This window comes from Dapis hubbardiae BLCC-M172, from assembly GCF_050016015.1.
Classification (GTDB): Bacteria; Cyanobacteriota; Cyanobacteriia; order Cyanobacteriales; family Microcoleaceae; genus Trichodesmium.
In genome coordinates this window covers 1-13,472 of sequence record NZ_JBNHEQ010000214.1, presented here as the reverse complement: position 1 = coordinate 13,472, position 13,472 = coordinate 1, and the positions used below count along the sequence as shown (strand labels likewise).

Annotated in this window: 9 protein-coding genes; 3 read left to right on the top strand and 6 right to left on the bottom strand. The window is 34.3% G+C overall.

The genetic code is table 11. The features are described 5' to 3' along the window. Positions 1–511: 511 nt before the first annotated feature. The 4 genes from ACP6PK_RS19840 to ACP6PK_RS19825 form a co-directional block, all read right to left on the bottom strand. Positions 512–1,204: a lysophospholipid acyltransferase family protein gene (locus ACP6PK_RS19840; protein WP_426561979.1), complete on the bottom strand. Its 693-nt coding sequence runs from the start codon at positions 1,202–1,204 to the stop codon at positions 512–514. Between the two features lie 232 nt (positions 1,205–1,436). Beyond that, positions 1,437–2,033 (bottom strand): sulfite oxidase-like oxidoreductase, encoded by a 597-nt coding sequence (locus ACP6PK_RS19835; RefSeq protein ID WP_426561977.1) that lies wholly within the window; start codon positions 2,031–2,033, stop codon positions 1,437–1,439. A gap of 1,339 nt (positions 2,034–3,372) precedes the next feature. Next, entirely contained in the window at positions 3,373–4,794 is a 1,422-nt protein-coding gene (locus tag ACP6PK_RS19830; RefSeq protein ID WP_371357477.1) for an LCP family protein, read from the bottom strand. Positions 4,795–4,891: 97 nt separating this feature from the next. Continuing rightward, positions 4,892–5,263 carry a hypothetical protein gene (locus ACP6PK_RS19825; RefSeq protein WP_426561975.1) on the bottom strand — a complete coding sequence of 124 codons (372 nt, stop codon included), beginning with the start codon at positions 5,261–5,263 and terminating at the stop codon, positions 4,892–4,894. A 951-nt stretch (positions 5,264–6,214) separates the two neighbouring features. On the opposite strand from ACP6PK_RS19825, the gene rpe reads away from it, so the two are divergent. Further along, entirely contained in the window at positions 6,215–6,925 is a 711-nt protein-coding gene (gene rpe / locus ACP6PK_RS19820; protein WP_426561973.1) for a ribulose-phosphate 3-epimerase, read from the top strand. A gap of 1,107 nt (positions 6,926–8,032) precedes the next feature. On the opposite strand, the gene ACP6PK_RS19815 is transcribed toward rpe, so the two are convergent. Together ACP6PK_RS19815 and ACP6PK_RS19810 are read right to left on the bottom strand one after the other, a co-directional pair. Beyond that, on the bottom strand, positions 8,033–8,815 hold the full coding sequence (locus ACP6PK_RS19815) for a DsbA family protein (RefSeq protein WP_426561971.1): 783 nt from the start codon (positions 8,813–8,815) through the stop codon (positions 8,033–8,035). Positions 8,816–9,754: 939 nt separating this feature from the next. Then, positions 9,755–10,219: a hypothetical protein gene (locus tag ACP6PK_RS19810; RefSeq protein WP_426561969.1), complete on the bottom strand. Its 465-nt coding sequence runs from the start codon at positions 10,217–10,219 to the stop codon at positions 9,755–9,757. Positions 10,220–10,669: 450 nt separating this feature from the next. On the opposite strand from ACP6PK_RS19810, the gene ACP6PK_RS19805 reads away from it, so the two are divergent. Further along, a complete protein-coding gene (locus ACP6PK_RS19805; RefSeq protein WP_094672701.1) occupies positions 10,670–11,473 on the top strand; it encodes an HAD family hydrolase in 804 nt (267 codons plus the stop codon). Between the two features lie 680 nt (positions 11,474–12,153). Next, positions 12,154–13,368, top strand: a complete 1,215-nt coding sequence (locus tag ACP6PK_RS19800) for a DNA double-strand break repair nuclease NurA (protein WP_426561967.1) — start codon at positions 12,154–12,156, stop codon at positions 13,366–13,368. The last annotated feature ends 104 nt before the right edge of the window (positions 13,369–13,472 follow it).

The window sequence follows — 13,472 nt, the reverse complement described above, 5'->3', positions numbered from 1 at the left end:
GCGGGTTCCGGGTTAAATTAATGGTGTTAGCAATTATTCAGATCAACCCGCCCCCGCCCCTATAGAACCCCTGAAGGGGTCTATTTAAAATTAGAGATTGAGAGTAGGGGAGTGGGGGAGTGGGGGAGATGATGAAGTAAGTCAAAAAAATTCTACCTTTTTCCTCTATTTCTTTATTCTCCATCTCCTGACTACTGAGGACTGAGGACTGACTCAAGAGCCAAAAACCCTTACCTTTGCGGAGATACGCTTAGGGGTTCTATACAAACTTAGAAGTCAGAAAAGGGGAAGTTATTTATGATTAAAATATGTGGGAATAGTAAGGGCGGGTTCCGGGTTAAATTAATGGTGTTAGCAATTATTCAGATCAACCCGCCCCCACATATATCATGCACCACCGGACACGGGGCGGGTTTATTTAACTAACGGCGAATATCAATGCTTTCGCTAAACCCGCCCCTACCAACTTTGATTCTGACTCCTGACTCCTGACTCCTGACTCCTTCTTCCCCTACTTTTTATGTAATTGCTTCAGAGAAAGTTCCATATTCCCAGTAAGTTCTTGAGCCGCTTGCTTTGTAGAATTACCAAGATAATCTTTAACTTTTAAAGGATCGCCAATATTAACCTGTACACCACAGCGCCAGGGTGGAGGTGCAGGATGATCGTATAAAATACTAATAGGAATAATTTTAAGATTCGGTTCAGCACCACTAGATATTACCTGTAGTGCGATACGAGAAACTCCTGGTTGAATAAAATGAATTTCATTATCTTCAGGATATATTTTTCCTTCGGGAAATAGTACCAATATTTCCCCCTCTTTCAGAAGTTTAACACTATGACGAATACTAGATATTCCTGGATTATCGCGATCGACGGGAAACCCACCTAAGCGACGAATAAACCAACCTTGAAAACCCTCTGTTTGTTCTTGGGAAACCATATATCGCAAGTAACGGTTACTAACCAAACCTACCATATAAGCCATAATTAGAGGGTCCCACCGAGAACGATGAGTCGGCGCGAGGATAATTGCTTCTTGATTAGTAGGAAGTTTTTCTTTACCCCTGACTTTTATGTTGAAATAAAAAGGTAACAGAACCTTACATACAAGAAAATAAGTCAAGGGAGTTAGCCAAGGTGAAAACCCAGGAATAATTTCTGGAGATGCTGGATAATTTTCAGGTTTATTATTTTCCATAGCAGGGAATAGGGAATAGGGAATAGGGAATAGGAAATAGGAAATAGGAAATAGGAAATAGGAAATAGGGAATAGGAGATAAAAACTGAGTATTAGACTTTACCGAAAAATCAAGGTTTAAAGCCTCTCACTCGCCGTGGAGGAACAAGAAAAAATTTTCCTTTTATTCAATCCTCTTCCTTTTAGGGGGAGGTAATTATCAATTATCCATTATTGAACTCACTATCCATCTTCAAATAGATCCATAACGTTCTTCTGCCCAAGGTTCACCACGTTTGTGATAACCATTACGTTCCCAGAAACCTAATTCTTCATTGTCTAGAAATTCTAGCCCATTAATCCATTTTGCACTTTTCCAAGCATAGAGATGAGGAACTACTAACCTCATCGGACCACCATGATCGGCAGATAATGGTTCACCAAATAGAGTGTGAGCAAAGAAATTTTCTTCTCTCAGGAAGTTAGCTACAGAAATATTAGTAGTGTAACCTCCATAGCAATGTTCCATAATATGGACAGCTTTCGGATCTATTTCTAGGTGACTCATAAAATCTGTAACTTTTACCCCTGTCCACTGAACATCAAGTTTTGACCAACGAGTAACACAATGAAAATCTGCTGTGAAGTGATTTTGTGGCATGGCCATTAAGTCTGACCAATTAAAGGTAATTGGTTTAACTAAACCCCATACTTTTAATTCCCATTTGTCGGTACTAATATTAGGAGTCTCACCATAAGTTAATACAGGGAAACCTTTAGCCAAGTGTTGACCAGGTGGCACGCGATCGCTTTGTTCTGGTTCTGGTTTGCGGAAAAATTTACCTAACATAATTAACAGCTTTGAGTAATTTAGTTTGAATAACTTGGATTAACTATTTCGATTTCTTTAAATACTTAAGATACCAGAATTATTTCTGGAATTATTAGTTTACTGATGAATAGATCTGATATAGAAATTTTTAGTTCTGAGTTAGGTAAAAACTGCTAGGTTTTAGGGGACAGCTAATACTAGGCGTGTTAACGAAGTTAAAAGTCAGAAGTTGTTTTTGTCACGGGGGTGCGTGAGCAGCTCTCTAAAAATATGTTGCTAATCAAGGCGGGGTTAGTGACAAGTTATTTTGATAAATTTTAGGTGGTATGTAGTAAGTAAATCTTCATGTTGCCTGCATCAGAAATTAAGTTTCCAACCATCCGAACGGGTTATTTTTTAACAATTAATAATTTCCCTCGCCAGAGCATTAATAATTTATAACAGACTATCTCACTATAGCAGGAAAAACTTAACTGGTAACAGGCAACAGTTGGAAAAACATTTCCGCTGTCTAAGATTCATCATCAGTCTATTTCCTAACTAATTTTTTCTTAGTTATAGCTATAGGTTATTCAATTGTTAATTATTAATTATTAATTATTAGCTATATATTCGGTCAAATGGGAAATTATTTTTTCATTAAATGTTCCCGAAAATTAAGATTAAACTTGGCAATTCCTCAGCTAAAACTCAGTTTTCTCATTTGTCTATTAGTTATACTATTAATCAATAGTAACTAAATCATAAATACTATAAATAAAATGAATATCAGCTATATAATTCCCTTAATCCTTTTTTTTCTAGCTGTCTTTGTCAGTTTGAATACTGATGTCAAAACGTTAGATGGCATTCCTAGAATAGTGGCTCCTTGTATAGGAGTCATTGGATTAGTGTGGTTTTTTAATGAGATTCCTTGGTTATTTCAGCTTGGGTGTATATTAATTTTACTTTCTCTCAATAGAACTTACTTACCAAATAACTTAGAGTCTTGAGAAGTAAGCATTTCCTGCGGAATGCTGCGCAAACAGCTATTAGCGGTCAGCTCTTCCTTTTGAATTAATGATGTAGCTTGATAGACTTATTAAGGTTAACTAATTGACTTTTACCCATACTTTTAATTCTTTGAAACCTCTTAACTGCTTTTTCTTCTTTTAAAGGTAATGAAGTTAATAGCTGACTGCTGAATGCTTACCTTGAGAAATCAAAAATTTTAATTGTCTGGTAAGATTAAAAATATTTTGATAAAGCTTTGTTAGGGTAGAGACATTCCAGTGGAATGTCCTCATAAATTTGAGTATCTTCAAACTTTAATGCCCTAACTGCAAAATTTGCAACAGTCAAATAACAATAATAGTTTTTACCAATTTTGATTTTGTGAATCTCTAGATTCATCTTTAATTGGCAACCAATCTTGTCCTAACTGAATAGTAACATCTGACCTTAAATATCCCGTACTTTCCACAAAAATTTCTCCAAAACCAAGAGATTTTTGAACTGCTTCTGCTGCTTCAATATCTCCTTTCTGAGCAATAATTCGAGTTACCTCTAAAGGTTTACTCCAGGGTTTAGCAACTTTAATATTCCAATAACCAGAATCATTGAGAGACCTAACTAATTCATCAACAGTTTCCCAATTATCAGTGCTGTCTTGAATTGCTACTCTAATATAGTTCGAGTTTACATCTTCTACTTCCCAGCGATCATAACCAAAGTCAAAGTGTTTAGCAATCATATTATCTAGAGTTGTCAGATCGGGCAACCAGTAACTAGCCTTATATTTTTCAGGGTCGCTAAACTCACCAGGCACCATCAACATCTGTACATCAGGTCGGTTAATCTTAGCAGCAAAATTCATCAAGGCCACTAATTCCTCTACACTCAAATTTGTATCAATATGAGACTGAATTACTGAAAGAATTTTTGGCAGTCGGGATAGAGTTTTGACATTAACCGACTGTTCCATAAAAGCTCGCATTAGAAGTTGCTGCCGTTGGACTCGCCCAATGTCCCCTAAATTATCATAGCGAAATCTCATAAATTGTAGAGCCTGGTCCCCATTGAGATGTTGTTCGCCCGCTTTAAGATTAATATACAGGTGTTGACTATCATCCTGATATTTCATGTCTTTCGGTACATGAACTTTAACACCACCCAGAGCATCTATCAATTTTTCTACACCTTGTACATTAACCCGAATATAACGGTCTATTCCTACTCCACCCAAAAGTTCACTAACAGCTTTTGCACTTTTGGCTGGTCCACCATAATAGTTAGCAGCATTAATCTTGGTTAACCCTCGCTCCTCTACATAAGTTCGAGTATCCCTGGGAATAGAAAGTAAAGTTAACTTCTGATTTTTAGGGTCAAACCTAACCAGGAGCATTGTATCAGATAATCCTTTAAAAGAATTAACCAAAGCATGATACCCTAAGTCTTCATCCTGGGGATATTCTTCTAAATCTGATGTTAATACCTTAATTCCTAGTAACAATATATTGACAGGCCGAGTTAACTCTGGCAATCTCATACTGCTTTTGGCCAAATCTTGTTGAGAAAATACTGCTGCTTCTTCTGGAGATAGCCTTTGTTGCATTAGTGGAGTGCTAGAAAGAGATACTGCTAAAAGAGCGCCTGCCGTAGCAGATATCATTGCCACTCCAGCTAAACCTAAACCTAAACCAAACCAACGTCTGGGAGTAAATTGGGAAGGTTGTTTTTGGTTATTTTCTATTTTTGAATCTTTACTAGCGGTTGAATTTAAAAATTTATTAGCGGGCACTGGTTTCCTCACACACTAAATATTAAAATAAAGTTTTTTGTCAGAGAAATTTTGCTGAAAATTTCAGTTTTGAACAGTTTAATATAATCTTTAACAATCATAAATGTTTACCTACCACTTTTTCTGCTATCTGGCTAATTCCTGGTAGCCATAAGGGTTGTCTTTTCCATATCCGAACCATTAGTCCGAAACTAATTATGAAGTAGCTAGTAGTTAGTAGGCTATTTATTAATAACAAGGTAATAGTACCAGATTCCCCTATTTCGGTTCCTAATTGCAAGAAAATATTTCCTAATAACCAAATCAAGGTTAAGGTAACAATTAATCGGCTTACTGCTCTATGTTGTAGACTACCTTTTTGACGAAACAAAATCCACATTGCGGGAAAGAAACCTAATATTGGAGTTACTAACAGAAATAGTTCTTGACGGTTGATTTGAGTATTTTCTAGTTGCTCGTTATTTTTCATCTTTAGTTATTTTAGAGTAGGCATTCAGCTTTCAGCTTTTGAGATACATCTATAATTTACTGCCACAAATTATATGAGTTAATAACTCAGATGTGTGGTTAAAAATTTAGTAGAATAAAAAAAATGCTGTCTTCATTCATTAAAAAGCTAGGAGCTGACTGCTGACTGCTAATAGATAAATGCTTACATTTTATATTATCGCCAAAAGTAAATTTTTTGCCAGTATTTACATAATTAAAATTTGTGAGCTTCGGGTTAAGCTAATATACATTTATCTTGAGAATACTAAATATAACAGGAAAAGAGAACTGGTGAAAATATTTAAGTTTTCAAGCAGATTTTTTTTATTTAGTACACCTACCTATATTCACAGTTGAAAATTGAACAGGTGATTAGCTATATCATAGTAATCAACTCAAATATTACTGCTATATTATCTATCTTTTCTATTAGTAAGAAAGTATTTTTTTTCCAACTAATGAGATTTTAATTTTTATATAGCATTTCTCAGGACTTACACAAAACATCTATAAATTGTATTTTTCGTAGGGGCAATTCATCAATTACCCCTACGGATAGCGTCTCTGCGTAAGTCCTGATTTCTCAATTTACTTAGATACAATTGTTTTTCTTCTTTTTTATTCCCACCGAACCGGAATTACTACTTTGTACTGAGGTTCCATACAACATCCCTCTGAGCTAAAATAAATGAATTTTATATTTCACTCAGAGATGGGATGCTATATATGAAATACATACATTCTAAATAGTTGTTCAGAATTTTGGTCAAACTTTAAATTACTACCACGAATGGTTGGATAAAATTCCTCCTTAATTAAACCTAAAAACTAAACTAGGATGTCTCCATCTACAGATTCTGATAATAAATAATTAAATTAGTGTTAAAATTCACAGTAACGCATAATAATAAGTAGGAGAGCGTTTACTCTAATGACCACTACCGATAATAAATCTATTGTTATTGCCCCATCTATATTATCAGCAGATTTTAGCCGTCTTGGAGATGAAGTCCGAGCAGTAGATAAAGCTGGCGCTGATTGGATTCATGTTGATGTAATGGATGGCCGTTTTGTACCTAACATTACTATTGGTCCATTAATCGTCAAAGCACTTCGTCCTGTGACTCAAAAACCTCTGGATGTCCACTTAATGATTGTGGAACCAGAAAAGTATGTTGAAGATTTTGCTAAGGCAGGTGCTGATATTATATCTGTTCATGCAGAACATAATGCTTCACCTCATTTACACCGAACTCTCGGCCAAATTAAGGAGTTGGGTAAGCAAGCGGGTGTTGTTCTTAATCCTTCTACGCCTCTAGAATTAATTGACTATGTTCTAGAGTTGTGTGACTTAGTATTGATTATGAGTGTAAACCCTGGTTTTGGAGGCCAGAGTTTTATTCCTGGCGTATTACCTAAAATTCGTCAACTCCGTCAAATGTGCGACGAGCGGGGACTCGATCCTTGGATTGAAGTTGATGGTGGCCTTAAGACTAATAATACTTGGCAGGTATTAGAAGCTGGTGCTAATGCTATTGTTGCAGGTTCTGCTGTGTTTAAAGCTGATGATTATGCAGAGGCAATTAATGGTATTCGTAATAGTAAGCGTCCTGTTCCTGAACCTCAGTTAGCTACTGTTTAATAACAACAAATACAGTTTAATAAAAAATTGTTTTAATTAAAAATGGGTTCTACAATCCATTTTTAATTTTTTTTTGGTTGAGATTGATTTGTGTTATGTCCGTTTGAATACTTACACTTTGAAGGCAGGAAGACTTTCGATAATTAATAATTAATTATTAATTATTAATTATTACCTCTTCTGTAAGAGATTGAATGTATCAGGAAATATAAAAAGGAGATAGGGAACAGGGAACACTTAACTGGGAATAGGTATGGAAGTCCGAAGAAATACAAGGGCAAATATTGTCGCTATTAAATCTAGAAATATATGTACTGAATACTTCTCTATCTACCTTCTTTCAATCCCTTGAAGCATTACCGCTTTTAGATTTTAGTCACTTCGCGTGCTCTGTTAATAATTATTTTACTCTCCAGTCTCTAATAGAAGGATTCGCTAAAAGGAATTTTTTCTTCTCTTGGTCGATTGGATATGGTTAGGGAACCCATCTATCCCATCCTAACAGAATGCTCCGAAACGACCGCTTTTTCTTCATGAATGGAGAGCTTTATATCTAATTTTCCGGTAAGTGTTTAGTCTTGCAAATCCTATTTTTGCTTAGGTTGGAAGACCAAACCCCCTATGATCAAATCAGGAATTACGCCAAGGAACTATATATAGAGTTTAAAAACTATAACGTTATAGTTTATGACGCCATATATCCTATTTTTGCTGAGGTTGGAAGATCAAACCCCTATGATCAAATCAGGAATTACGCCAAGGAACTATATATAGAGTGTAAAAACTATAACGTTATAGTTTATGACGCTATATATCCTATTTTGGCTTAGGTTGGAAGACCAAACTCCTATGATCAAATCAGGAATTACGCCGAGGAACTATATATAGAGTTTAAAAACTATAACGTTATAGTTTATGACGCTATATCTGGTCTCTACATAAGTCCTAAAAATATTATATCTTTGCTTGGGTTTGGAGACCAAACCCCTACGATAAAATATTACAACATAAGCGCGGATTGCTTATCCATGATATTGTTCCACCATTTTTTCTTCTTCCTTATTCCTTCCTACAACAATTCAATTTTAATTCTTTCTAGACTTAAATTTATTGACTAACTTTAGCTAAAGTTTCCTCCATTTGAGATAGTTTTACTGCACCAGAAAAAGTTTCTCCATTCATCACAAAAAATGGTGTACCAGAAACACCAATTTTTTGAGCTAATTTAACATCTTTTTCAATTGAAGTAGTTGCTGCTTCAGATTTACGATCGCTATTAAATTTTTCTATATCTAAACCTAAATTATTAGCAATCTCTAAATATAATTCTTCTCCTAATTTATCTTGTTGTTCAAATAAAGCATCGTGATATTCCCAAAATTTTCCTTGTTGTTGAGCTGCCCAAGATGCTTTTGCTGCTGGAATTGCTTGAGGATGAATTCTTGTTAAAGGTAAATGTTTAAATACTAAAGTTACTCTATCTTGATGCTTATCCATAAACTCTTTAAGGCTTCCCTGTGCTTTGGCACAAAAAGGGCATTGAAAATCAGAGAACTCAAATAGTACAATTTTTTGAGCAGTAGAACCAAAAGTTGGAGAGTCTCCAATTTCTTGTTGAGGATTATTTTTAAACTGTTGTAGTATTTCTTGTTGACTAGCTTGTTTTTGTTGCTGTTGTTCTTGTTGATAAGCTTGTACTGATTCAATTATTACTTCTGGATTATCACGAATAATCTGTAAAACTTGTTTTTCTAATTCTGGGTTTGTTAGATTATTTGTTAATTGAGCAGAAGAATTACAACCACTAATTGCAATAACTATACTGAATATTGCTATGAGGTAGAAAAGTTTGAAGTTATATGGATGAAATTTAGTAGAATAATTACTCATAATTCTCAATTTTATTTTTATGTCTAACAAATTACTAATATAATTATATAGCGTTTTTATTTGGGATATGGAAACCGAGTCCTATAAAAAAGGTATGGAGGGAATAGTAAAGAAGGAAAAACAGCATTAAATAGTAGTAAAATCAGGAGATAAAATACTCAAGACAGCACTTTTTTATTAGAAGAAACCTCCATCTAGATTGACATCTCATTTGAAAACACTATAGAGTGGTTTGATTTTAATCCTGTATCAAGCATCTGAATCATTTTGGAAAAAATAGATAAAGCTTTCACTTTTTTGATCTATTTCTCAATTTTTATAAATTATTTAAGACTGCTAATCTAATTCAAATAACATTACTACCTGTGAAAAATTCATCTAACATTTTTCAGGAATGAACATGGGATACTAGGAACAGTAAATAGAAAATATAGTTGTTTATTTGAGCAGTAGATATAAAAATAATTTTGTTTACCTAGTTAATCTGAATATCGAATATACAATTAATTCTCTTTGATTAATTAATATATATAGACTTTTTTGATTCGACGATTAAGTATTAAATTTAGGAGAGGAGATAAGAATAGTATCTTAACCTAACTGTAAAAAAACTATCCATAAAAAAGCAAAATAATAACAATATAATTTGGGTATTATTCAGACAAATCATTGCCAATAACTATTCTAGCCAAAGATAATTGATAGCATTTCCCATAGTCATAAAGTACACCTAATACATCTTATATTTAACTCCAGTCTCCTAAGTCCTAAAGTTAAAAAACTTTGTACCTCACGCTTTTTGGGAAGTGCTATATTGTACCTATATTTACCTTTGGCATAAACTTATAGTTAGTTTGCCAAAATAGTCTAAATTTTGACAAACACATCAAATTAAGAATCTTTAGACACGCTTTCTCAAATTAGATTAATGGTTAAATTCTAATCTAAAAAACCCATCAAACCTTCACTATCAATCTGATTAGAAGCAACTGGACGATTCATCAAAGTTTGACTAACTTCTAGATGATTAGTACCAATTGGACGAACTCCAGAAGCAGTAATTGTACCATGAACCTCTAATCCACTAACTACTACTGGACGAATCCCAGAAGCAGACATTGTATGGTCAACTTTAAGACCAGTTGAAACTATCGGACGATTGGAAATTGTTCTAGTATACTTAAGATGAGTTGTACCAATAGGACGATTTCCAGGTAAGGCTAATTTTCCAGACTCTTGAGCCTCTTCTGCTTGCTTTTCTTGTACTGGTTTGGTTTCTACTTGTAAAGTGGTGCGTTGTTGAGAACCTTGCTCCAATTTTGTTGGCTGACTACTTTGAGTGTTAGGTTTGGTGCTAGTATCAGTAGTTTTATTAGTTTCTGTCATAGTTCCATTTGTACTCATAATTTTACTTCTCCATCATTAAAATTGGTTTATCCATACATAATTTAGAACCACTACTTTTGACTTTTTGGCCTTCTGACAAAAATAATTCTTAAATTTTAATAAACCTGTAGTTATTCTAACCATACTTAAAGCAAAAAGGATACTTTTGTTAAAAAATGCAATATCTAAAATGGAAGGAAGAAGGAAGAAGGGAGAAGGAAGAAAGGAGAACGGGTATAACGCTACTTAATAGACTTATGCGTGATAATCAATAATCAAATCAATTATTGCGTATAAGTCATCAATTCTTTCTCTTACTCCCTACTCCCTACTCCCTACTCCATGTTTAATAATTGAGAAATGTCCGCGCCCTTTGCTTCAATTGTTATAAATTGTGAAAAAAGAGGGAAAATGATAGAGATAGTTGTCTTAACTGACAACAACTGATAATTGATAACTGAAATGATTATGCCAACAAAAACTCCTAATCTTATAGCTCTTGACTTTGATGGCGTTTTATGCAATGGGTTGATTGAATATTTTCAAACAGCTTGGCGTACCTACTGTCAAATTTGGCAAGCATCGGATGAAGTACCTAATAATGATTTAGCAGAAAAATTTTATCGGTTACGTCCTGTCATTGAAATTGGTTGGGAAATGCCTGTTTTAATTCGAGCTTTAATATTAGGTATAGAAGAGGAAAGTATTTTTCAGGAATGGCAAGCGATCGCTGAAAAGATTGTTATTGAGGAAAATCTAGATAGAGCAGAAATAGGTACTTGTTTAGATCGTACTAGGGATGAATGGATAGCAAAAGATTTAGAAGGGTGGTTGTCTTTACATGAATTTTATCCAGGGGTTGTGGAAAAGGTAAAAGAGTTAATGGTATCGGAGGTTAAACTTTTTATTGTAACAACTAAGGAGGGAAGGTTTGTTCGTTCCCTATTACAAAAACAAGGTGTTAATTTACCGGAAGCAAATATTATTGGTAAAGAATGTAAACGTCCGAAATATGAAACTCTGAAAATTTTATTGGCAGACTTAGGTGAAGGTGCAATTATTTGGTTTGTTGAAGATAGGTTGAAAACTTTACTATCGGTACAAAAACAATCAGATTTAAAAGAGGTAGAATTATTTTTGGCTGACTGGGGTTACAATACTCAGAAAGAACGAGATTCTGTATATCAACATCCACCTATTGGTTTATTATCTTCTGCTCAGTTTTGTCAGGATTTTTCTGTATGGAAGGAAGAAGGAAGAAGTAAGAAGTAAGAAGGTTCCGAAAAAACTCAAATTTAGGAAATATAGCAATCCTAATGGAAGGAAGAAGGAAGAAGGTTCGGAAAAAAATTCAAATTTAGGTAAATATAGCAATCCTAATGGAAGGAAAAAGGAAGAAGGAAGAAGGAAAAAGGTTCGGAAAAAAATTCAAATTTAGGAAATATAGCAATTCTAAAAAGCAAGAAGGAAGAAGTTTTGTAGTCAACATGAGTCAAAACCGCTATAATTTGACTCAGGGAGGAAGGAGTAAGGCTGGTTGAACATTAAGGAAAAAACTGAAACATCGGAAATAATATTTTTCTAGTATATTTATTTCTCTTTCTGAAAAAAAAGAAGATTGATTCCTTTTTCCCTTCTTGCTTATTCCTTCTTCCTTCTAACTTAATTCTCTTTCTGAATTATCTGAAAAAAAAGAAGATTGATTCCTTCTTACCTTATTCCTTTTTCCTTATTCCTTCTTCCTTCTAACTTAATTCTCTTTCTGAATTATCTGAAAAAAAAAGAAGATTGATTCCTTCTTACCTTATTCCTTTTTCCTTATTCCTTCTTCCTTCTAACTTAATTCTCTTTCTGAATTATCTGAAAAATAAAGAAGATTGATTCCTTCTTACCTTATTCCTTTTTCCTTCTTCCTTCTAACTTAATACTCTAAAAATTAGGAAATTAAAACTATGCTAGACCTAACAAAACTAGCACAACAAATGCAAGGGATGAGTCAACATCTGACAAAAGAAGCTCTGGCTGCTCAAAATAGATTAGAGATAGCTCAACAATTATTGGCAGAGGCAAAAAATGAACAAGAAGAATTATTAGAATTAGAGGAAAGTTGGAGCGATCGCTTACTTTTTAATCCTGCTGTTCCTATAGAATCTTTAGATACTTACCCTCTGATTAATCTGCCTCCTAAAAATCATACGGTATTTGCTACGGATGGTTCTCAAATAGCTCCAAGTCACCATGAAATTGCTTATTGTTATTTGTTAAATATTGGGCGAGTAATGTTGCATTATGGGGAAAGTATTTATCCGCTTTTAGATAGTATCCCAGAAATTTTTTATCAAGCAGATGACCTTTATATTTCTCGACAATGGGGAATTAAAACTGAAGAATGGATGGGTTATCGACGGACTATTTCTGAGGCTTTGGTTTTGGCAGAATTAGGTTGTGAATGGGTGAAAAATAATTCTGATAATTTAGGTTCGCCAATATTAGCTATGGTTGATGGTTCGTTAATTTATTGGTTCTTAGAATCTTTGCCTTCTGAAGCACGGGATAAAATTTTAAATCCTATTTTAGATGCTTGGAATAAATTAAAATTGGCTGGCATTCCTTTGATTGGTTATTTGAGTGCTTCTCGCAGTAATGAAAGTTTGTCTTTTTTACGTTTAAAGGGTTGTATTTATGATGAACCTGACTGTATTAGTTATTGTCCTAATGTCGGGTTAGGAGGATTTGGTTTTACGGAAAAAGCACCTTGTCAGTCATTTGAACCGTTGCGAGATGTAATATTTTGGGGTTCAATATTACAGCCTGGAGAAAGGAGCCCTTTATGGCAATCTTCTGCTAGAATTTTGGATTTATATGGGGATAATACTATCTATTTTTGTTATGTGAATGTTGGTACGGAAGTTGCCAGAATTGATATGCCGGAATGGGTGGCTGAAGATGAAGAAATCTTGGAGTTAGTGTTAGGAATGATGTTAGCTCAAGTGCAGAAAGGTTATGGTTATCCGGTGGTATTAGCAGAAGCTCATAATCAAGCGGTGGTTAGGGGAGGCGATCGAGCAAGTTTCTTTGCTTTGTTGGAGCAGGAAATGATTAAAGCAGGTTTGAAAAATGTGGGAACTTCTTATAAGGAGACTCGGAAGCGAGGGAGTATTGCTTAATTTTAGGAGTCAGGACTCAGGAGTCAGAATTCAGGAGGAATTTTCATTATAACTGTAGGGGTTTGGTCTCCAAACCCTAATACCTTGATGGTCAACCACAGAAT